The sequence below is a fragment of the Xanthomonas populi genome (assembly GCF_002940065.1).
Taxonomy (GTDB): Bacteria; Pseudomonadota; Gammaproteobacteria; order Xanthomonadales; family Xanthomonadaceae; genus Xanthomonas; species Xanthomonas populi.
In genome coordinates, this window is sequence record NZ_MDEJ01000025.1 from 1 (window position 1) to 21,332 (window position 21,332).

Below are 21,332 nucleotides of genomic sequence, written 5' to 3' on the forward strand. Positions count from 1 at the left end.
AAGCTCGACGTCATGTTCCTCGGATTCCTGAGCTTCGTCCTGATCGTTGAAGGGCTTCGTATGTGTTAACAGGCCATAGAGAATGAGCGCCATGTCAGACCATTCGTTGCCGACGCTGCCGATGTGGCGCGTCAATCACATCGAACCTTCGCCCGACATGCTGGCGTTGCTCGCCAACGGCCCGATCCACCGCGTGCGGTTCCCGTCCGGACACGAAGGCTGGTGGGTGACCGGTTACGACGAGGCCAAGCAGGTGCTGTCCGATGCGGCGTTCCGGCCAGCTGGCATGCCGCCGGCGGAGTTCACGCCGGACTCGGTGATTCTTGGGTCGCCTGGGTGGCTGGTTTCGCACGAGGGGATCGAGCATGCCCGGTTGCGCACGATCGTGGCGCCGGCCTTCAGCAATCGCAGAGTGAAGCTGCTCGCGCAACAGGTCGAGACGATCGCCGCGGAGTTGTTCGAGACGCTGGCGGCCCAGGCGCAGCCTGCCGACCTGCGGAGGCATCTTTCGTTTCCGCTTCCGGCGATGGTCATCAGCGCGCTGATGGGTGTGCCCTACGAAGACCATGCCTTCTTCTCGGGGCTGTCCGACGAGGTGATGACACACCAGCACGAGAGCGGTCCACGCAGCGCGTCGCGGGTGGCCTGGGAAGAACTGCGCGCCTACATCCGCGGCAAGATGCGCGGCAAGCGCGAGGAACCGGGCGACGACCTGCTGACCGATCTGCTCACGGCGGTCGATCAGGGCAAGGCCAGCGAGGAAGAGGCGATCGGTCTGGCGGCGGGCATGCTGGTGGCGGGGCACGAGAGCACCGTCGCACAGATCGAGTTCGGCCTGCTGGCGCTGTTGCGCCATACGCAACAGCGTGAGCGCCTGGTCGCCGATCCGTCGCTGGTGGAGAGTGCCGTCGAGGAAATCCTGCGCATGTATCCGCCGGGCGCGGGCTGGGACGGCATCATGCGTTACCCACGGGTCGACGTGTGCATCGCTGGCATGCACATCCCTGCCGAAAGCAAGGTGTTGGTGGGCCTGCCGGCGACCTCGTTCGACCCGCGCCATTTCGACGACCCCAAGGTCTTCGACATCGGCCGCGATGCCAAGCCGCACCTGGCGTTTTCCTACGGTCCGCATTACTGCATCGGCGTAGCGCTGGCCAGGCTGGAACTGAAGGTGGTGTTCGGTTCGATCTTCCAGCGCTTTCCCGCACTGCGCCTGGCGGTAGCGCCGGAAGAACTGACGCTCCGCAAGGAAATCATCACCGGCGGTTTCGAGGCGTTTCCGGTGCGCTGGTGACATATGCATGCCGCCCCAGGGTGGCGCTCTTCCGCTCAGGCCTGGCGCGTTCGGCATGCCAGGCCCATTCGTCAACCGACAGGTAAGCAAGATGGAAGTACAAGCATCAAACACCGCAATCTGCCGCGATGCCTTCGCCGAACTGGGGTCGCCGGCATGCATCGATGACCCGTATCCGTTCATGCGTTGGCTGCGCGAGCACGATCCGGTGCATCGCGGAGCCTCGGGCCTGTTCCTGCTGAGCCGCCACGCCGACATCTACTGGGCGCTCAAGGCCACCGGCGACGCGTTCCGCGGCCCGGCGCCGGGCGAGCTGGCGCGCTACTTTCCGCGTGCGGCGACCAGCCTGTCGATGCAACTGCTGGCCTCCACGCTGGCGATGAAGGAGCCGCCGACGCATACGCGCCTGCGCAGGCTGATCTCGCGCGATTTCACCATGCGCCAGATCGACGCGCTGCGACCGTGTATCGCGCGCACCGTCGCCGCGCGCCTGGATGCCATGGCGCCCGCGTTGCAGCGCGGGGAGACGGTGGATCTCCATCGTGAGTTCGCGCTGGCGCTACCGATGCTGGTGTTCGCCGAACTGTTCGGCATGCCGCAGGACGACATAGTCGAGCTGGACACCGGCATCGGGACGATTCTGGAAGGCTTGAGCCCGCACGCCAGCGATCTTCAACTCGCTGCGGCCGATGCTGCCAGCGCCGGGGTCCAGCGCTACTTCGGCGACCTGATCGAGCGTAAGCGCGCTACCCCCCAGCAGGACATCGTCTCGATGCTGGTTGGGGCGCACGACGACGATGCCGACGCGCTCTCGGACGCGGAGCTGATCAGCATGCTCTGGGGCATGCTGCTGGGCGGCTTCGCCACCACCGCCGCCACCCTCGACCATGCGGTTGTGGCGATGCTGGCGCATCCCGAACAGTTGCACTGGCTGCAAGGCGACGCCGCGGGGGTAAAGGCCTTCGTCGAGGAAGTGCTGCGCTGCGACGCGCCGGCCATGTTTAGCTCCATCCCGCGCATCGCCCAGCGCGATATCGAAATTGGGTGGCGTGGTGATTCCGAAGGACTCGGATGTGCGCGTGCTGATCGCGGCGGGCAATCGCGACCCGGACGCCTTCGCCGATCCGGATCGCTTCGATCCGGCGCGTTTCCATGGCACCAGCCCAGGCATGTCGACGGACGGCAAGGTGATGCTGAGTTTCGGCCACGGCATTCACTTCTGCCTGGGCGCGCAACTGGTCCGGGTACAGCTGGCCGAGAGCCTGCCGCAGATTCACGCGCGCTTTCCCACGCTGGCATTGGCCGCGCCGCCGACCCGTGAACCCTCCGCTTTCCTGCGTACGTTCCGCGCCCTGCCGGTACGGCTGGAGGAGGTGCACGGTGGATGAGATGCGTGTCGTGGTCGATCAGGCGCTGTGTGCGACCACGGGTCAGTGCGCGCTGACTTTGCCGGGCGTGTTCCGCCAGCGCGAGCCTGACGGCGTCGCCGAAGTGTGCGTGTCGGAGGTTCCGCCGGCGCTGCACGCCGCGGCGCGGCTGGCGGCCAGCCAGTGTCCGGTCGCCGCGATCCGGGTCATCGAAGCCGCAGCAGACGCCGACGCCGCAGGCAGCAGTGCCGTGCCTGCGTCTTCGCAGGCCGAACGCCGTATCGCCTCAGCGCCACGAAACCCAGGAGGCCACGATGGGACGGTTTGAAGGCAAAGTGGCCGTGGTGACCGGCGCCGGTGCCGGCATCGGCAAGGCCTGCGCCCTGGCCATCGCGCGCGAGGGCGGCTGCGTGGTGGTGGCCGACATCGATGCTCCGGCGGCCATCGCCTGCGCCGCGCAGATCGTGGACGACGCGGGCGACGCGCTGGCCGTGGCGACCGACATCGCCGATACGCAGGCGGTGGCCGCGCTGTTCGAGACGGCGACGCGGCACTTCGGTGGCGTGGACCTACTGGTCAACAACGCCAGCGCGATGCAGTTGACACCGCACGACCGCGCGATCCTCGATCTCGACCTGGCGGTCTGGGACCAGACCATGGCGACCAATCTGCGCGGCACGCTGCTGTGCTGCCGTGAGGGCATTGCACGGATGATCGCCCGCGGCGGCGGCGCGATCGTCAACATGTCCTCGTGCCAGGGGCTCAGGGGCGACACCGCGCAGACCGCTTATGCCGCGTCGAAAGCGGCGATGAACATGCTGTCGGCGTCGCTGGCCACCCAGTACGGGCATGCGCAGATTCGCTGCAATGCGGTCGCGCCCGGACTCATCATGACCGAACGCCTGCTGGCCAAGCTGGATGCGTCCATGCAGGCGCACCTGCGTCGGCACCAATTGCTGCCGCGCCTCGGTCGCCCCGAGGACGTGGCGGCGCTGGTGACCTTCCTGCTTTCCGACGAGGCCGCGTTCATCACCGGCCAGGTGATGTGCATCGATGGCGGCATGCTGGCGCACGTGCCGACTTACGCCGACGGCGGCAACAGTCGCACTGCGTCCCCCGGCGTCGACGCCATCGGAACCGTCGCCGCGGGGGATCGCTGATGGATTTGCTGCGCAACCCGCTTAACCGACGGCTACGGTTACGGCAGGGCATCCCGGTGGTGCCCGGCGCGTTTCCCCTGGTCGGGCATCTTCCTGCCATCGTCTGCGATTTGCCGCGGCTGCTGCTGCAGGCCGAACACACGCTAGGCAGCCACTTCTGGCTTGATTTCGGCCCCGCCGGGCAACTCATGACCTGCGTGGATCCGGACGCGTTCGCGCTGCTCCGGCACAAGGACGTGTCCTCCGCGCTGATCGAGGAGATCGCGCCGGAGTTGCTGGGGGGACGCTGGTCGCGCAGGACGGCAGCGCGCATCGGCAGACACGCGATGCGATCAAGGCGGCGTTCCTGCCGAAGGGACTGACCCAGGCCGGCATCGGCGCGCTGTTCGCGCCGGTCATCCAGGCGCGCGTACAGGCGTGGCGCGAGCGCGGCGAGGTGTCCATTCTGCGCGAAACCGGCGGCCTGATGCTTACCCTCATCTTCAGCCTGATGGGCATCCCCGCGCAGGATCTGCCGGGGTGGCAGCGCAAGTACCGGCAACTGCTGCAACTGATCGTTGCGCCGCCGCTGGATCTGCCTGGGCTACCGTTGCGTCGCGGCCGCGCCGCCCGCGACTGGATCGACGCCCAGTTGCGCCAGTTCGTCCGCGACGCGCGCGCACATGCCGCACGCACCAGCTTGATCAACGACATGGTGAACGCTTTCGATGGCAGCGACGAGGCGCTCGCCGACGATGTGCTGGTCGCCAACATTCGATTGCTGCTGCTGGCCGGCCACGACACCACCGCCTCGACAATGGCCTGGATAGTGATCGAGCTGGCGCGACAGCCGATGCTGTGGGAGGCGCTGGTCGACGAGGCGCAGCGGCTGGGCGCAGTGCCGACCGAGCCTGCGGACCTGGCGGCGTGCCCGGTCGCCGAGGCGCTGTTCCGCGAGACCCTGCGCGTGCACCCGGCGACCACGCTGCTGCCGCGTCGCGCCGTGCAGGATCTGCAACTCGGTGACCGGCACATTCCGGCAGGTACCCCTCTGTGCATCCCGCTGCTGCATTTCTCGAACTCGGCCCTGCTGCACGAAGCGCCAGAGCAGTTTCGCCTGGCGCGTTGGCTGCAACGCAGCGAGCCGATCCGGCCGCTGGACATGCTGCAGTTCGGTACCGGCCCGCACGTATGCATCGGCTACCACCTGGTCTGGCTGGAGCTGGTGCAGTTCTGCATCGTCCTGGCATCGACCATGCACAAGGCGGGGTTGCGGCCGCGCTTGTTGAACGACGTCGAAAAAGGCCGGCGCTATTACCCGACCGCGCACCCGTCCATGGCCATCCGCATCGGCTTCGCATGAGCGGGCAACGCATGCCGGAACTGGCACCGTCAACACCGAGGCGGTGCGGCCGTCCTCTTGCAGGAACAATCACATGAATAATATGCAGATCGGATCCACTGCACACGACGACCGCGTAGGCGTTTCCGCGCTCGGCGGATCGGGGCACCAGGCGGATGCCACGTCCGGCCATCTGCTGCCGGAAGTCTGGATGCAGGCTGGCGCAAAACGGGTCGAGCAGGTGCTGGAGCGTCTTCTCCACGCCGAGGAGGACGGCACCACCGAGCTGATGGCGGCGATGCGCTACGCCACCCTGCATGGCGGTAAGCGTACCCGTGCCTTGCTTTGCCTGGCGGCCGGCGACCTAGCCGACACGCCGGCGCACGTGCTCGACGACGTCGGCGCCGCCATCGAGATGATGCATGCCTGCACTCTGGTCCATGACGACTTGCCCGCCATGGACGACGACGTGCTGCGTCGCGGCCTGCCGACCGTGCACGTCAAGTTCGGCGAGGCCACCGCGATCCTGGTCGGCGATGCGCTGCAGGCGCACGCGTTCCTGACACTGGCCAGGGTGGAGGCGCCCGGCGACAACCGCATCGCCTTGGTGCGCGAACTGGCACAGGCGGTATCCGCCGACGGTGCGGCCGGCGGGCAGGCCATGGATCTTGCACTGGTCGGCAAGCACGTCGCATTGGATACGCTCATGGCGATGCACCGGATGAAGAGCGGCGCGCTGGTCCGCGCGTCGGTCCGCATGGGCGCGCTGTGCGCTATCGCCGAAGATGCCGAGCACGCCGAACTGTACGCCGCGCTCGATCGTTACAGCGCCTGCTTCGGCCTGGCGTTACAGGTGGTGGACGACATTCTCGACGCGACGGCGGATGTCGCGACACTGGGCAAGACCCCCGGCAAGGACGCGGCGGCGCACAAGCCGACCTGTGCCTCGATCATGGGCCTGCCGGCCGCACGTCAGTTCGCGTTGAACCTGTTGCGCGACGCAGGCGAGGCCATTACCCCGCTGGGGCCGCGCGCGCAGCGGCTGTAGCAGATGTTGCGGCGGGCTGGCGCGTATCTGTCCCAGCACGTGCCGTGCGCGTTGCGGCAGCAGGAGCCATCCACATGAGCGCGCTGACCGAACAGATTCTCTCGGAACTGTGCCATTTGCTTGGTGAGACGCGCGACGGTGGCGCCGTTGGCCCGTCGGTCTACGACACGGCGCGCGCGCTATGGTTCCACGACGGTCTCGCTGACCGGCACGATGCTTACGCATGGCTCATCGCGCAACAGCAGGTCGATGGCGGCTGGGGAAGTGTGGATTTCCCGCTGTTCCGGCATGCCCCCACGTGGGCGGCATGGCTGGCGTTGCAGCGCACCGGGGCACTTCCCGGCGCGGCCGAGGCGCTGCATGCCGCGACGCGCTTTCTGGAGCGACAGCCCGATCCCTATGCGCACGCCGTACCTGACGATGCACCGATCGGCGCAGAACTGATCCTGCCGCCGCTGTCCAGCGAGGCCGCAGCGTTGTCGAACAGCGCGGCATTTCCGCGCCACCCGGCGCTGTGGCCGCTGCGCCAGGCACGCCTGGACAGGCTGGCGAAGGTGGCGACCTTGCCCAGCGGGCATCCGCTGTTGCATTCCTGGGAGGCATGGGGTCTAGCCCAGCAGGCCAGCGCATGCCCGGACGAGGACGGCAGCATTGGCATCAGTCCGGCGGCCACCGCCGCCTGGCGTGCGCAGGCACTGCTGCAAGGCGACACACTGCAGGCCGGGCGCGCCGCCGCGTATCTACAGGCGGCCGCGCGGGCGACCCGCAGCGGTATCGAGGGCATCGTGCCCAACGTCTGGCCGATCAATGTGTTCGAGCCAGCCTGGTCGCTGTATACCCTGCACCTGGCCGAGCTGTTCACGCATCCCGCGCTATCCGAGGCCGTGCGCGCGACCGTCGCACCGCTCGAGACGCGCATGAGCGCGCGCGGGTTGGGGCCAGCCTTGCATTTCGCGGCCGACGCGGACGACACCGCCGTCGCATTGAGCGTCCTGCATCTGGCCGGCCGCGCCCCGGCGGCCGATGCATTGCGCCAGTTCGAAAGTGGCGCGCTGTTCGTCACCTTCCCCGGCGAACGCAATGCCTAGGTGTCGACCAATATCCATGCGCTGCATGCATTGCGCCTGCTAGGCGAGCCGGCCGTCGCCACACGCGCCTACGTCGAAGCAAACCGCAACCCCGATGGCGTCTGGAGCAACGAGAAATGGCATGTGTCGTGGTTATATCCCACCGCGCACGCGGTCGCCGCACTGGCGCACGGCCAGCCACAATGGCGGGACCAACGCGCGCTGGCGGCGTTGCTGCAGGCCCAACGCGAGGACGGTGGCTGGGGCGCCGGCAGCGCGCCCACGTTCGAGGAAACCGCCTATGCACTGTTCGCGCTGCACGCGATGGACCGGAGCGAGGAACCGGCAGCACGCAGGCGTATTGCGCAGGCGGTGACGCGGGCGCGGGCGTGGATGCTCGCCCGGTATGTGCCGCACGCGCTGCCGCAAACCCCGCTGTGGATCGGCAAGGAACTGTATTGCCCGACCCTGGTTGTGCGTGTGGCCGAACTTGCCGGGCTGTGGTTGGCGTTGCACTGGGAGCAGGGCGCGCCGGCCGGGGCCACGCATGCAGGAGCGGCGCCATGATCGGGAGCGAACACGCACTGCAGCAGGTGCGGGACTGGGGGCGCTCACTGACGGGCTTCGCCGACCAGCATGCCGCCGAAGCGGTCAGGGGCGGGAGTTACATCTTGCAGTGCATCCAGCCGGGATTACGCGAGACCAGCGCCCGCACCGGCCGCCATCCGCAGGACGACGCGCTGACCGTGGCGTTTTACTGCGAACTGGCGCTGTTGTTCTGGCTCGATGACTGCAACGACCTGGGCCTGATCGCACCGGCGCAGCTTGACGCGGTTGAACAGGCGCTGGGGCAAGGCGTGCCGTGCGCGCTGCCCGGCTTCGAGGCCTGTGCCGTGCTACGTGCTTCGCTGGCCGGGCTCGCCTACGAGCATGGCGACTATGTGCAACTGCTCGACGACACACGGCGCTATTGCGCTGCGCTGCGCGTCGGCCCCGCGCAGGCGGCAACGGCGCACGCCTGGTCCTATGCCGAGTACCTTCACACCGGCATCAATTCGATTGCTTACGCCAATGTGTTCTGCTGCCTGTCGCTGCTGTGGGGCCTGGAAATATCGGCCCTGCGCGAGCGTCCGGCATTCCGCCAGGCCCTGCGGCTGATCTGCGCGATTGGACGCCTACACAACGACCTGCACGGACGCCACAAGGACCAGATAGCCGGCGAAACCGCCAACGCAGCGATCATACTGCAGCAGCGCTACCAGACCATGCCTGTGGTCGACTTCCTCCACGACGAACTGGCCGGCCTGATTCGCATGCTGCAACAGATTCTTACCGAAGAACGCTTTCCCACGCCGTGGCCCGCGTTGTTCGAAGCTATGGCGGCCATCGGCACGCAGTACGACCAGACGTCGATCAACCGCTACCGCAGTGATGCGGCGGAGGGAGGCCAGCATGCGCCGGTCTGAACGCGCACCAGGCGCGGATCCGCACGCGCTGCCCGGTGCCGCCGCGAGCGCGGGAGCAAGCGGGGACAAGGCGCTGAGCCGGCGCAAGGACGACCATCTGGACATCGTGCTGGCTAGGCAAGCCACGTCGGCTCCGGTTGTGCCTGGCTGGGAACGCATACTCTTCGAACACTGCGCGTTGCCCGAACTGAATCTGGCGCAAATCGACCTGCGGGCATCGTTGTTGGGCAAGACCCTGCGTGCGCCGCTGCTGATCAGTTCGGTGACCGGCGGTATGCCGCGCGCCGATGCGATCAATCGCCATCTGAGCGAGGCAGCGCAGATCCTGCGCATCGCCATGGGCGTCGGTTCTCAGCGCGTGAGTCTGCAATCGCACAGTGCCCAGGGACTGACCCGCGCGCTGCGCCGCAACGCACCAGACATTCCCCTGCTGGCGAACATCGGCGCTGCGCAACTATGCGAGGCAGATGGCCTGGATCTGGCGCGCCGAGCTGTGGATGCGCTGGAGGCTGATGGACTCATCATTCATCTCAATCCGCTGCAGGAAGCGGTGCAACCGGAGGGCGACCGCGATTGGCGTGGCGTGCTGGCGCAGATCGCCCGCACCGCGCGCAGTATCGGTGTACCGATCGTGGTCAAGGAAGTGGGATCGGGCCTGTCGGCTGCGGTGGCCTGTGCGCTGGTCGAGGCCGGCGTGGCGGTGATCGACGTCGCCGGTGCCGGCGGCACCAATTGGGCGGCGGTGGAGGGCGAGCGTGCCCTTGATCTTGCCGACCGCGCCGTGGCGATGGCGTTTGCCGACTGGGGCATTCCGACCCCGACCAGCGTGCAGGCCATCCGCCGTACGCTGCCTGCGGTGAAGCTGATCGCGTCTGGGGGAATCCGCGATGGCGTCGATGTGGCCAAGGCAATCCGCCTGGGCGCCGACATCGCCGGGCAGGCCGCCGGCGTGTTGCGCGCGGCAACAGTATCGACCGAGGCGGTCGTCGCGCATTTCGAGATCGTTATCCGCCAGTTAGCGGTGGCCTGCTTCTGTACCGGCTCGGCCGATCTGGCAGCGCTGCGTCAGGCACGCCTGCTACCGCCGGATTAGGTTACCTCGCGGATTCAACTTTGGATCGCAACACGCAGCGGCTTGAGGGCTTGGAGCCGGACCCGCAGACCATCGCAGAGCTTGAGCGCGCCGCGGGGGCCGAGATCGAAATTGCCGACGTGCTCGCGCGCCTTCGCGAGCGTGTCGCTGCCGGTGAGTTTCGCAGCGTACCAGGCAGGGGTTCAGCCGACATACGTGTAAAAATGACTCGCAGAATCCTATTTGTTTTGTAAAAACATGAAGTTGCCAGATAAAACGGCGCTTCCACCCGCTCATCCACTACCTAGTCCCTTTCGGGGTTCGGCATGCTGCAACTGTCTTGCAGATCGATGGAAATCAAGCTGCTGCTTCCTTGGCACAACCGTCAAAATCCTTGATCCAGTCCAACATGGCTTGGACGTCTATCAAGAGCTCATCTGGCTGGGGCAGCGAATTGGGAGTCTCCGTGGGCTGTGAGTGCTCAAAGGCCGAGTACTTAGAGCGGCTAACAAAACGTAGCGAGCAGTCGTCAGGTGGGTGCGGACGGCGCGCTCAGAACCGGAGTGTACGAGTGGTACATGCCGATTCCGAGCACCGGCCGCGCCCGCCTGGCGGTGAGCGCAGTCGTTTTGTTAGCCGCTCTTAGTCATCATTCCCTTATTCCGGCCGCTCAACAAGCTCTCTACGGGCCAGCAATGCACGGCAATCCTGCACATGCTGCTGCTTGAGAGCGTCGATCCCCTTCTGAAGGATCAGCCGGAGGACAACCTAGACAACGCCTTCATCGCAGATCGGATCGTCGCCGAGTTGAGGGAGGCAAAGACCAGTCGGCAGTTCTTGTTCGCCACACACAACGCGAACATCCCGGTGTTCGGCGATGCCGAGTGGATTGGCGTGTTCACGGCCGCTGAGAACCAAGGGTGTCTAGGGTTGGAAGCACAAGGCTCGATTGACGTTCCTGTGATTCAGGATCAGGTGGCCAGCATTCTGGAAGGCGGGCGCCACGCCTTCATTCAGCGCAAAGAGAAGTACGAGTTGTGATGCCCTGCCCTCCGCGCTGATAACCCGGGGTGACTGCCTTGTAGCGGCGTTTTCCTCCCTGACAGCCGGCAGTCTTTCACAGCCTCGCTCTGCGAGGCGGCTTTCTTTCTGGGGTTCCGGCGTGCAACCCCAGGTGCACGCCGAATTGAGGGTGGGCAGGAATTCGTAAAAAATCCTTTATTGACAGTGATTTAGCTCAATTTTGGCTGTTTTTTACATGAATCCCTGCCGACCCCCGTGTTCGGCGCCACCTCCGGCCAGGGCGGGCTGGGCTGGTGCATCTTCCAGAACCGCAACGAACTGTATACCGACCGCGTGTTCGCCGGCCTGGCGATGGTGATTGTGCTGGGCCTGCTGGTAGAGGGCGTGGTGTTTCAGGCCATCGAGCGGCTGACCGTGCGCCGCTGGGGTATGCAGCGCTAGCGGGGTGACTTCGGCGCGGCAATGTACGCACAGGCGTTTTGCCTGGCCATGCTGCAGGCAGGCGTTTCGCACCGGCCTCGAACGGACTCACATTGTGTGACGGGCTCATCGGCACGGTCGCGTGCGCTTAACGGGGCTGACTTATGCTGCCGACCCCTTATCTGCCGTCTGCCCTCATGCCTACCGCTCCCTTCACCGCGTATCTGTATCCGGTCCTGCTGCTGCTCGCCAGCAACGTGTTCATGACCTTCGCCTGGTACGGGCATCTGAAGTACAAGAGCACGCCGCTGATGATCGCGATCCTGGTCAGCTGGGGTATCGCGTTTTTCGAATACTGCCTGCAGGTGCCGGGCAACCGGCTGGGTAGCGCGGTGTATTCGGCGCCGCAGCTCAAGGGCATGCAGGAAGTGATCACGCTGCTGGTGTTCGCCGGCTTCTCCACGTTCTATCTTGGCCAGTCGCTGAAGTGGAATCACTGGGCCGCATTCGGCCTGATTCTGGTCGCGGCGTTTTTGATGTTCAAAGAATAAATGCGGCCGGCGCAGCGACTGCGCAGCAGCCAGATCAGGCGCGTGCCACTTGCTGGGCAGTCGCTTCAATGCGCGCCGCGCGGTGTGCTTGCCTAGCCGCATCGCATGCGCGCGCTTCGGCATTTCAGATCGCGCCGCAGCGCGCGCATGCATAGGTGCGGCACGTCATTCGATGCCATGGATTCAAGGCGATAGGTCCGCTGGCTCCACCCACTGTTTGAACACCGCATCGAGTTGCGCGTCCTTGACCCGCTTGCCCTTCTGTACGGTCTCTGCCTGCTGGAACATCGGCATGATCATCGCCATGCCGTCCGGCTTGGTTTTCAGGTGCAGGCCGGGCGGGGTCTCCAGGAACTTGGCCCAGCGCGTGCGCACCTTTGCCCAATAGCCTTGCGTGCCCTTCCAATACGCATAGGCCGGGGCGAAGTCGACCTCGGTGGTCTTGCGGTAATCGTTGAAGCCGAACTCGCGCGCAATCGCTTCCTAGCTGCCATCGGGCTTGCGCAGCACCTTGGTGTTGAACTGTTCGTGGGTCCAGCCGTTGGGGGTGAGGGTGTGGCGGTTGATCACCGACAACGCGTTGTAGTCGCTGCGCTTGGTGTACTCGCGGCGCGGCAACGGCCGCCAGCTCAGATCGCTCGTCCAAGTAGGATGGCCGTCGGCGTAGTCCCAGCGACCAGTGCCGCAGTAGCGCGGTGCGTCACTGACTTCGTAGACGCATTGCGTCCAGGCGCTGGTGGTGACTGCCGGCGGCAGCGCATGCACCGTCCAGGTCTGGTCGGCAGTGAATTCGAAACGCTGCGGCACCTCATAGATCCAGTCCTGCCGCCAGTGTTTAGTCACATGCTTGGTCTTTTCATCGACCAGCAGATGCTGCAACACCAACTTATGCGGTGAATCTTCCACCACGATGACCACTTCGCTGGCGCCGCTACGCATCGCCGAGGCACGCTCGTAACCGGGCGTGAGCAGCACGGTTTCGTCGAAGGCAAAGTCCACGGCGTACTCGCCCTGCATTGCCAGGATGCTCTGGCGATCACGCCGGGCATCGGCGGCGGCAATCAATGGCAACAGGCTCAGCGTCAGTGCGATACAACGGGGACACAGTCGGCTCATCGGAAGTCTCGGTGGTGGTCTCAGGAACGTCAGCGGCGCAAGCGCACCAGCGACGTCGTCATCTCGGATGAATCGATAGTGCTCGAGGTGGGGGGTGTGTTGCGCAAGGCGGCGGCGCGCACGCAACAGCAATCATCCACCGCCACTCGTCCGTCGATGCCCTCTTCGCGCGCCAGCCGTGCGGCCACTTCCGCACCCAGCGCCGACACCGTCGCCAAGCTGGCGACAAACGGTTGCGCGCGGCTGGCTGCGGTCTGCAGCCGCAGCGCGCTCAATCGCCACGCCTCACCGCGCACGCGCCCGGCCAGGCGGCGCCACAACCGTTCGCCGACGCCTAACTCATGGGTCTCCATCGGCAGCGGAGGAAAGCGCGAAACCAGACGGTCCCAGATCAGAAAATCGCTGTCGGGCAACAGACACAGCCGCCAGCAACAGTGCCCTTCGGCGTCGAAGAACCAGATACTTTCGCGCACGCCATCACTGTCGACTTGCCGGCAGGCCGCCGCATCCACGGCGCGCTGCCAGCCATCCAGTTCGTCGCCCAGCGCTGGCCGATACAGGCACAGCACCGTGCCCAGCGCCGCCAACTGCTGCGGACGCGGCAGCGCGGCGCGGGTAGCACGTGCATGCGACAACTGCGGCAGTGGGCGGGCGATGGGCATGGCAGCTACCAGCTCTTGGCCAGGCTGACCGAGGCGGTGCGCCAGGCGCCGGTGAAGCGGTCGAGCACCGTGCTGCTGGCCAACGTGCCATTGGGCAGCGCGTTCCAGTCCACATAGCGGCGGTCGGCCAGATTGAAGATGCCGGCGGTGACCTTGGCGCCGGGTGCGAATTCCCAATGCCCCATCAGATCGAGCGTGGCGTAGCCGGCCGGCGTGGAATAGCTGTCCAGCTGCGGGCGGCGTTTGCGCGCGACGAAGGTGCCGATCAACTCCGCGCCCCAGCCATCGTTGTCGAAGGCCACGCCGAAGGTACTGCGCAACGGGTCGACCGAATTGAGCGGCGTGTCGTCGGTGAGATTGTCGCCTTGCGAAGACGCCACCGCGCTGTTGAGCGACCAGCCCTGCCAACCCGCCAGCGCGCCCAGATCGACACCGGCACGCGCTTCGGCGCCCTTGATCACCACATCGTCCACGTTGCGCGACTGGAACAGCATCAGCCCTTCAGCGTTGAAGCCTGCCGGCGCATAGGATTCGATAAAGTTGCGGTAGTCGGTGTAGTACACGCTCACGCCCAAATACCCGACCGCGCCGTTGAAACGCAGCCCCACTTCGCCACCGCGGCTGGTTTCCGATTTCAGATCCGGATTGGCGATGGCGGTGTAGCGCGCCTGCAGATTGGTGAAGCCGATATTGACATCGTTATACAGCGGCGCGCGAAAGCCGTGCGCGTCATTCGCATATGCCGACCATGCGTCCGACAACCGCCACACTGCGCCGAATTTGGGCGAAACCTGGGTTTCGTCGATGGTGGCAGCGGCAACGCCCGGATTGTCTTCGCGGAAGATGTCGTCCACCTTCGGCGACAAGCGGAAATAATCCACGCGTACACCGGGCGTCAACGACAGCTTTCCATCGAACAAGCGGATCTCGTCCTGCGCGTACAGTCCGAGCTTGGTGGTTTCACTCTTGGGGAAATCGCGCACCGGAAACACGTCCTGGCCGACGCGATTGGTGATGGCGCCATTGGCCAGATTCACCGAATACCCGGCGCGCTTGGCGCGTGTGTCGGCCCAGGTACCGTCCAGACCGTAAGCGATGTCGTGACTGAGCGTGCCGGTGTCGATGGATGTGTGCGCGTTGACCAGCAAGCCGTACACGCGCTGATCGAAGTTATGTTCGTTATGACGGCGCGTGTCGTTGCCGCGTCGCTCGTCGGTACGCTGCAGGCTCTCGCTGTCCTGGCGATACAGCTGCCACTGCAGCTCGTCGGCAAGCGCCCAATCCAGTGCGTCCAGTTCATACCGCAGCGACACGCGCGCACGCGTTTGATGATCGCGTCCGTCCTGCGACAGAATGCGCAGCGAGGGCGTCATCACGCGCGGGTCGATAGCGGTCAACGCGTCGATGCTGCCGTCATCTTCGTTGCCTTCCACGGTGAGCTTGAAGCGCTGCTGCGCATTCGGCGCATACACCAGCTTGGCCAGCACGCTGCGGCCATCGATGCGCTGCGGATTGGCCGCGGTGCGGGTGAAGTCGCGGCTACGGTTGTCGCCCTGGTTCTGCGCTTCCTGGCCCTGGCGATGACTCACCGCCACAATGCCGCTCCAGCGCTCGCCGCCGAACGCGCCGGTGGCACCAGCGAACAAGCCGTTCCAGTCGCCTTCGTAGCCGAACTTCAGGCCAACATAGCTGTGCTTGTCCGCGCTCAGATAATCGGATGGATCCTTTGTGACGAAGGCCACCACCCCGCCCAGCGCATCGGAACCGTACAAGGAGCTGGCCGGCCCGCGCACCACTTCGACGCGCTTGAGCGTTTCCAGATCGACGAAATTGCGGTTGGCATTGAGGTAGCTGCCGAAACTGAAAGTGTCCGACACCGGCACGTTGTCGACCAGGATCGCCACACGGTTGCCGTCCAGCCCGCGGATGCGGATGCCGTTGGCGCCGGTGAAGCGGCCGCTGGTGCTGGTCACCGACACGCCCGGCGTGTAACGGAACAGATCCTTGAGCTCGCGCACCAGTTGGTTGTCGAGTTGTTCGCGATCGATCACATCCACCGTGCTCGGCACATCGACCAGGGCGCGCTGGGTGCGCGTGGCAGTCACCTGCAGCCGGCTGAAGTCGTACATCTCATGCGCGGTGTCGCCGTCAGCGTCGAACTCGGCAGCGTGGGCACACACCGGGAGAGCAGGCAGCGCCAGCGCGACCACCAGCGGATGCAGGCGCATCATCGGGAACCTTTGAGGGGAGTCCCCGGCAGCGTGTGCTGCAGACAAGGCCGCGACCGGTCGCCAGGGAAGAAGCGTGAGATGCGCGGACGGCGGCGGCAACGCTCGCGAAGGACAGTCCGCTCCCCGCGCCAAGGCGCGGGATCGGATGGAGACACTTATTTGGTCAGGATGAGCTTGTCGTTGCTGGTATGGCGCAGGCGATAGATGCGGTCGCCATGCTGGATCAGCACTTCGCGACGGCCCTTGAGCAGCGCATCGCTGCTGATGACGTCTTCTGCGGGGACAGCGCGCGGGACAGCACGGTCGCGCAGGTTGACCGGTTCGGAGCGAAGCAGCACGGGGTGAGCGGTCATGATCTGGATCTCCAGTCGGTTGGCCAGACAAATAATAACCATTCTCATTTAATGATCAAGAGCCATTCGCATTTGAACGACTTTATCTTTAGATGGATTCGCGCACTGCGATTGTCTTTATCAATCAAAGTGCGCGAGACCGGCGATATCCACCCGCACCGATTGTCGCTCGCCAACGGCCCTGCCACGGGCCGCGCTCCAGCCGAATACTTCAAGGGGCAGACGAAGCCCCCTACGTCTCAGCGCGTCACCTCTTCCACCCGCGCCCAGTCAGCCGCATCGACCTGGGTCAGCGTCTCCAGTGCACAGAGATTTTCTTCCAGCTGCGCCACCCGGCTCGCGCCAAGAATCACCGTGGACACATGCGGATTTAGCAGACACCAGCCGATCGCCAGGCGTGCGGGCGACTGGCCCAGCTCGGAGGCCAAGGCGCAAAACGCGCGGGCACGTTCCAGGCGGCGGGTTTCCGGTGCGCCCAGCACGTCGTTCTGCAGCCATTGATTGCCCGGCTGGCCCAGACGGCTGTCGGCGTCCACGCCAGCGTTGTACTTGCCGGTCAGCAAGCCCGAAGCCAGCGGCGACCAGATCGTGGTGCCCAACCCGCCCTCGCACAGCGGCGCGTACTCGCGCTCCAACCGGTCGCGATGCAACAGGTTGTACTGCGGCTGCTCCGGCGCTGGCGCGTGCAGATGCTCCTGCTCAGCGATGGCGATAGCGTCGCGCAACTGTTGGGCGCTCCATTCGGAGGTGCCCCAATACAGCACATTTCCCTGGCGGATCAGAGCGTCCATGGCGCGCACGGTTTCCTGGATCGGCGTCTCCGGATCGGGCCGGTGGCAGAAGTAAAGGTCCAGGTACTCCACGCGCAGGCGCTTGAGTGCGGCGTGGCAGGCGTCGGTGACATGCTTGCGCGAGAGTCCGCGCTGGGTCGGACGCGGGCTGTCCACCGCGCCGAAGAACACCTTGCTCGATACGCAATAGCCGTCGCGCGGCAGACGCAGGTCGGCGATCACATCGCCCATCACTTCTTCGGCGCGGCCGCGTTCATACACCTCGGCGTTGTCAAAGAAATTGATGCCGTTGTCCCAGGCGGCAGCGATCAGGTTGCGCGCTTCACTGCGCCCGATCTGCTTGCTGAAGGTGACCCAGGCGCCGAATGACAAAGCCGACAGCTGCAGCCCGGTAGAACCCAGACGACGGTAATGCATTGGCAGACTCCAACAACCTCCGCGGCGCCCTGCCCCGGACCGGCGTGCGCAGTGTAGGACGTGGCATTGCCGGGGCGACAGGGCATGGCGTGTTGGCTGCATGCTCGATTGCGGAATCCGCAGGCGTGACGCCTGCCTGAAGCCATTGTTTGCCGATCAGCAACCGCAAAAAGTGGAAGCGCGGTGTTGTATCCGGTGCCGGGACCCTGTGGCGGCATGGATGCCGCCACGGCGCCTTCTCTGTTCGGAATCTGGCAGTTTGGGTGGCGAGAGCCGGCGTGGGCCACCGTTGGAGCCTGGATCTGAACGATCGCTTTGGAGCTTGGTGCCCGCGCCAGGCGCTCCCTTGATCCGGCCGAACAGGTGCCCGAGGTGACACGCGACACGAGAAGACTGGGCAAGCGAGGGAGCTCTGAACATGTCCAGCCTGGCGGAGATTGCCTATGAGCGGAATCGGGATTGATGCGTGCAACAACTCCCTGGACGTCGCAGTTTTTCAAGGCGATACCGGTCAGTTCAGCAACCCCTCAGGCGGTCACCAGACGCGTGTAGATTGGCTGGGTACGCTTGCAGGGAACGGAAAAAGCGCTACGCGGAAAAAGCGCTACGAAAGAGACTGCAGTGCAACGTGAACCAGCTTCTGCGCAGTGTGGCGCGGCTGGATAAACGGATCGCCGGGCAGCTGAAGACGCTGCTCATCAAGCAACCGCACGTGGCCGCGGTGAAGACGCTCAACGGGGAAGGCAAGGTCGCCATCGTGGCGGTGATGGGCAAGATGCGGGTCATCCTCAATGCGCGCGTGCGCGCTGAAAGAGCCGCCATGCGTCCAGCCTGGGCGCACTCGGCGGCCATCACTCCACGCAAAAGCGTGCCGGCCAACGGCCGCCACCTACCGATGGACGGGCCCGCAGGGAACCGATCGGAGGCCGCGGATCGCGGCCCTGATCAACACCGTTGCTTTCCCGGAGGGTGAGAGGCTTTGAATTCGCTGGCGGTCTTTGATGCGGATGCCAACGCCTTGACACAGAAGGCGACCGCATTGCTGCGGTCGCCTTCATTGATTACTGACGCGTGTCCGGATCAGGCAGCTACGTCAGGCACCATGCGCGGCATCGAGGTCGCAGCGCCTTCTACTTCGGTGGAGCGTGCGGCGTAGCGGGTGGCAAAGCGCACGTGGGTGATGAAGCTGGCGCTAGGCGACTGCGCCAGCGAGGCAACCAGCGCGCCGTTGAAGGCGTCGCCGGCGCCGGTGGTGTCCACCGTCTGCGCGGCTTCCGCACCCACGCGGTAATGCACCGCTGTATCGCCACGTAGTTGTTCTTCAGCGTGCGAAATGAACGCCCCCACAGAGCCCAACGTCACCACCACCGTGCCGCCCGGCAGCAACTTGCGGCATAGCGAATGCAGCCTGTTGCCGTCCAGCGCAGCCACGTCGTCGGCATTGATACGCTCGCCGACATGGCGGCCGAGCAATGCGGCGAATTCGGTTTCGTTGGGGGTCAGCACGTCGGATAGCTTGAGCAGACCGATCGAGGTCGGTGCATTAGCCGGTGCAGCGTTGAGCACGGTGAGCACGCCGCATTCGCGCGCCAATGCCAGCGCCGATTCGATGGTTTCCGCTGGCGATTCCAGCTGCGCCAGCAATACGCGCGACGAGGCGACAAGTGCGCGCTGGTTGTCGACGAACCCTGCGCTCAACACCGAATTGGCGCCGGCACCGATCACGATGGTGTTGCGGCCGTGCGCGTCGACATAGATGCCGCCGGTGCCGGTTGGCTCATTGCTGGGCTCGGCGATCAGCGCGAATCCGTCGTGCGCTGCCAGCGAGCGCGCCAGCGCACCGCCGGCATCGTCGCCCAGCGCGCACAGAAAATGCGTCTTGGCGCCGGCACGTGCGGCCGCGACCGCCTGGTTAAATCCCTTGCCACCCGGACCGGTGCTGTAGCGACCGGCGATGGTGGCACCCGGCGCGGGGAGGACATCACAGCGCCACACGTGATCGACATTGAAGGATCCGACAACGACGACCGAACTCATAAATACCCTTGATTTGAATGACTGAATGAAACGTGACGTGCGGCGATTAGACCGGCACACCGATGAACCCGCGCCACCTCAACCGAAATGCGAGAGCACTCCGGCAATGGTAGCGGTCATGAACGTTGCGATCGAACCGCCGAGCACGGCGCGCAGGCCGAACTTGGCCAGATCGTGACGGCGTTCCGGTGCCAGCCCGCCGATACCGCCGATCTGGATCGCGATCGAGCTGAAGTTGGCGAAGCCGCACAGGGCATACGTGGCGATCAGCCGGCCTTCGGCGCTCAGGCCCACGCCCGGCACTTCGCCCTTCACGATACGCGACAGTTCGCTGTAGGCGACGAACTCGTTGATCACCACCTTCTGGCCGATCAGGGAGCCGACCGTGGTGGCGTCCACCCACGGCGTGCCGATCACCCAGGCGATCGGCGCCAGCACATAGCCGAAGATCGTCGACAGGTTGGTTGGACGGCCCAGCGCTGTGGCAGCACCGGTGACATCGCCCAACCAGGTCAGCGGTGCGTTGATCAGCGCGATCAGCGCGATGAAGGCCAGCAGCATCGCGCCGATGTTCAGCGCCAGCCGCAAGCCATCGCCGGCGCCGGCTGCGGCCGCATCGATGACATTGCTGGTGGTCTTCTCCCCTTCCATCTTAACCGTGCCGCGGGTCAGCGGGGTGCCGGTTTCCGGCACCAGTAGCTTGGCCACCACCAAGGTGGCTGGCGCGGCCATGATGCTGGCGGCGAGCAGATGCTTGGCGTAGAACGCCTGCTGCGCGGGGTCGCTGCCGCCGAGCAAGCCGACGTATGCGGCCAGCACGCCGCCAGCGATATGCGCCATGCCGCCGATCATCATCGTCAGCAGCTCGGACTGGGTCATCTTGGGGATGTAGGGGCGCACGGTCAGCGGCGCTTCGGTCTGGCCGATAAACACGCTGGCGCACACGCTGGTGGTTTCCGCACCCGACACGCGCATCACCTTGGTGATCGCCCAGGCCATCGCACGCACGATCACCTGCATCACACCCAGGTGGTAGAGCACGCCCATCAGCGCCGAGAAGAAGATGATGGTGGGCAGCACCTGGAACGCAAAAATAAAACCATTGCTCTTGAGGTCCATCAAATTGCCGAAAATGAAGCTGGATCCCTCATTGACGAAGCTCAGCACCCGGACGAAGCCCTGGCCCAGCCAGTCAAACACGTCGCGCCCGCCGGGCACCAGCAGCACTAAGGCAGCGAACGAAATCTGCAGTGCCAGACCGGTGGCGACCAGCGTCCAGTCGATCGCGCGGCGATTGTTCGAAAACAGCCAGGTGATGCCGATAAGCACCGCCAGACCGAACAGGCCAAAGCCGATCCTTCCCAAACCTTCGACCATTCCATTCCCCGGCGCACACGGCAAGCAGAGAAGCCTAGAGCAGGGGGTGACGGTGGGCAAGGCGAGCGGTGTTCAAACGCTCCACTGTGGCCCACAGCCGAGATTCGGCGGGGCGCGGGCAGGGCGGCGGTGGCGAGCTAGTGAGCCGCGCTTTCGCAACGTCGGGGATTTACGGCGCCGACTCGCTGGCGAGATAGCGACAGCGAAGAGCACGCTTAGAAGCTCGATCAACAAACCAGACGCCGCTGATCGCCCAGCTACCTACAACGCCCGGAGGTATTTGCACGCGTGCCGGCGTGGGACCTTATGCGGCATGGTGCCGCCTAAGCGACTACAGGGACGTACTTGCGGCGTGTCCCAAGCTGGTACGCGTGCAAGCGCCCGCAGCAAACCGACGCATTCGCACGAAACCTGCCGACTTCGTGCGCGTGTTTGGTCGATGCGCGGTGCCGTATCCGGGAGCAGGACACGCCGTGCATCCATCCATGGAGCAACGATGTTGATCAGGGCCGCGATCCGCGGCCTCCGATCGGTTTCCTGCGGGCCCGTCCATCGGCTA

Annotated in this window: 17 protein-coding genes, 1 other RNA gene and 6 pseudogenes; 16 read left to right on the forward strand and 8 right to left on the reverse strand. The window is 65.2% G+C overall.

The features are described 5' to 3' along the window. Positions 1-91: 91 nt before the first annotated feature. From XpopCFBP1817_RS06025 to fni, 12 genes and pseudogenes are all read left to right on the forward strand, one after another. Complete coding sequence (locus XpopCFBP1817_RS06025) at positions 92-1,294, forward strand: cytochrome P450 (RefSeq protein ID WP_128416430.1); 1,203 nt, start codon at positions 92-94, stop codon at positions 1,292-1,294. Between the two features lie 379 nt (positions 1,295-1,673). Beyond that, positions 1,674-2,156, forward strand: a pseudogene (locus tag XpopCFBP1817_RS22630) (cytochrome P450); the annotation flags it as partial. 217 nt (positions 2,157-2,373) lie between these two features. Then, positions 2,374-2,682 carry a cytochrome P450 gene (locus XpopCFBP1817_RS22635; RefSeq protein ID WP_244171070.1) on the forward strand — a complete coding sequence of 103 codons (309 nt, stop codon included), beginning with the start codon at positions 2,374-2,376 and terminating at the stop codon, positions 2,680-2,682. Position 2,683: 1 nt separating this feature from the next. Further along, positions 2,684-2,989, forward strand: coding sequence for a ferredoxin (locus tag XpopCFBP1817_RS06035; RefSeq protein WP_128416449.1), 306 nt, complete (start codon positions 2,684-2,686; stop codon positions 2,987-2,989). Then, positions 2,976-3,821 (forward strand): glucose 1-dehydrogenase, encoded by an 846-nt coding sequence (locus XpopCFBP1817_RS06040; protein ID WP_128416431.1) that lies wholly within the window; start codon positions 2,976-2,978, stop codon positions 3,819-3,821. Before XpopCFBP1817_RS06035 ends, XpopCFBP1817_RS06040 begins: the two co-directional genes overlap by 14 nt. Beyond that, positions 3,821-4,183 carry a cytochrome P450 gene (locus tag XpopCFBP1817_RS22640; protein ID WP_244171071.1) on the forward strand — a complete coding sequence of 121 codons (363 nt, stop codon included), beginning with the start codon at positions 3,821-3,823 and terminating at the stop codon, positions 4,181-4,183. Before XpopCFBP1817_RS06040 ends, XpopCFBP1817_RS22640 begins: the two co-directional genes overlap by 1 nt. Further along, positions 4,168-5,163: a cytochrome P450 gene (locus tag XpopCFBP1817_RS06045; protein ID WP_244171077.1), complete on the forward strand. Its 996-nt coding sequence runs from the start codon at positions 4,168-4,170 to the stop codon at positions 5,161-5,163. The genes XpopCFBP1817_RS22640 and XpopCFBP1817_RS06045 overlap by 16 nt, the downstream gene beginning before the upstream one ends. Before the next feature lie 190 nt (positions 5,164-5,353). Then, positions 5,354-6,187: pseudogene (locus XpopCFBP1817_RS06050) on the forward strand (polyprenyl synthetase family protein); the annotation flags it as partial. 77 nt (positions 6,188-6,264) lie between these two features. Beyond that, on the forward strand, positions 6,265-7,278 hold the full coding sequence (locus tag XpopCFBP1817_RS06055; RefSeq protein ID WP_244171073.1) for a hypothetical protein: 1,014 nt from the start codon (positions 6,265-6,267) through the stop codon (positions 7,276-7,278). Further along, entirely contained in the window at positions 7,279-7,824 is a 546-nt protein-coding gene (locus tag XpopCFBP1817_RS22645) for a prenyltransferase/squalene oxidase repeat-containing protein (protein WP_244171074.1), read from the forward strand. Further along, positions 7,821-8,723 (forward strand): terpene synthase family protein, encoded by a 903-nt coding sequence (locus tag XpopCFBP1817_RS06060; protein ID WP_128416432.1) that lies wholly within the window; start codon positions 7,821-7,823, stop codon positions 8,721-8,723. The genes XpopCFBP1817_RS22645 and XpopCFBP1817_RS06060 overlap by 4 nt, the downstream gene beginning before the upstream one ends. Then, a complete protein-coding gene (gene fni / locus XpopCFBP1817_RS06065; RefSeq protein ID WP_208619552.1) occupies positions 8,710-9,816 on the forward strand; it encodes a type 2 isopentenyl-diphosphate Delta-isomerase in 1,107 nt (368 codons plus the stop codon). Before XpopCFBP1817_RS06060 ends, fni begins: the two co-directional genes overlap by 14 nt. Before the next feature lie 482 nt (positions 9,817-10,298). Here the strand turns inward: fni and XpopCFBP1817_RS06075 are convergent. Continuing rightward, positions 10,299-10,375: non-coding RNA, sX9 sRNA (locus XpopCFBP1817_RS06075), on the reverse strand. 74 nt (positions 10,376-10,449) lie between these two features. Here XpopCFBP1817_RS06075 and XpopCFBP1817_RS06080 point away from each other — a divergent pair. The 3 genes and pseudogenes from XpopCFBP1817_RS06080 to XpopCFBP1817_RS06090 form a co-directional block, all read left to right on the forward strand. Beyond that, positions 10,450-10,836, forward strand: a pseudogene (locus XpopCFBP1817_RS06080) (P-loop NTPase family protein); the annotation flags it as partial. Between the two features lie 237 nt (positions 10,837-11,073). Then, positions 11,074-11,259, forward strand: a pseudogene (locus tag XpopCFBP1817_RS06085) (ABC transporter permease); the annotation flags it as partial. A 176-nt stretch (positions 11,260-11,435) separates the two neighbouring features. Next, complete coding sequence (locus tag XpopCFBP1817_RS06090) at positions 11,436-11,789, forward strand: DMT family protein (RefSeq protein ID WP_064630977.1); 354 nt, start codon at positions 11,436-11,438, stop codon at positions 11,787-11,789. Positions 11,790-11,972: 183 nt separating this feature from the next. Here the strand turns inward: XpopCFBP1817_RS06090 and XpopCFBP1817_RS06095 are convergent. The 5 genes and pseudogenes from XpopCFBP1817_RS06095 to XpopCFBP1817_RS06115 all read right to left on the reverse strand — a co-directional run bounded on the left by XpopCFBP1817_RS06095 (position 11,973) and on the right by XpopCFBP1817_RS06115 (position 17,359). Next, a pseudogene (locus tag XpopCFBP1817_RS06095) lies at positions 11,973-12,905 on the reverse strand (DUF6607 family protein). Between the two features lie 29 nt (positions 12,906-12,934). Further along, positions 12,935-13,567, reverse strand: a complete 633-nt coding sequence (locus XpopCFBP1817_RS06100; protein ID WP_128416433.1) for a ChuX/HutX family heme-like substrate-binding protein — start codon at positions 13,565-13,567, stop codon at positions 12,935-12,937. Positions 13,568-13,572: 5 nt separating this feature from the next. Further along, on the reverse strand, positions 13,573-15,798 hold the full coding sequence (locus tag XpopCFBP1817_RS06105) for a TonB-dependent hemoglobin/transferrin/lactoferrin family receptor (protein WP_128416434.1): 2,226 nt from the start codon (positions 15,796-15,798) through the stop codon (positions 13,573-13,575). A gap of 155 nt (positions 15,799-15,953) precedes the next feature. After that, positions 15,954-16,193: a hemin uptake protein HemP gene (gene hemP / locus XpopCFBP1817_RS06110; protein ID WP_208619553.1), complete on the reverse strand. Its 240-nt coding sequence runs from the start codon at positions 16,191-16,193 to the stop codon at positions 15,954-15,956. A 197-nt stretch (positions 16,194-16,390) separates the two neighbouring features. Beyond that, on the reverse strand, positions 16,391-17,359 hold the full coding sequence (locus tag XpopCFBP1817_RS06115; RefSeq protein WP_128416436.1) for an aldo/keto reductase: 969 nt from the start codon (positions 17,357-17,359) through the stop codon (positions 16,391-16,393). 739 nt (positions 17,360-18,098) lie between these two features. Between XpopCFBP1817_RS06115 and XpopCFBP1817_RS23905 the strand changes: the two are divergent. Beyond that, positions 18,099-18,191, forward strand: a pseudogene (locus XpopCFBP1817_RS23905) (IS110 family transposase); the annotation flags it as partial. A gap of 248 nt (positions 18,192-18,439) precedes the next feature. Here XpopCFBP1817_RS23905 and XpopCFBP1817_RS06125 read toward each other — a convergent pair. After that, on the reverse strand, positions 18,440-19,396 hold the full coding sequence (locus XpopCFBP1817_RS06125; protein WP_128416438.1) for a ribokinase: 957 nt from the start codon (positions 19,394-19,396) through the stop codon (positions 18,440-18,442). Positions 19,397-19,474: 78 nt separating this feature from the next. Further along, positions 19,475-20,773 (reverse strand): NupC/NupG family nucleoside CNT transporter, encoded by a 1,299-nt coding sequence (locus tag XpopCFBP1817_RS06130; RefSeq protein WP_128416439.1) that lies wholly within the window; start codon positions 20,771-20,773, stop codon positions 19,475-19,477. Positions 20,774-21,332 lie beyond the last annotated feature (559 nt).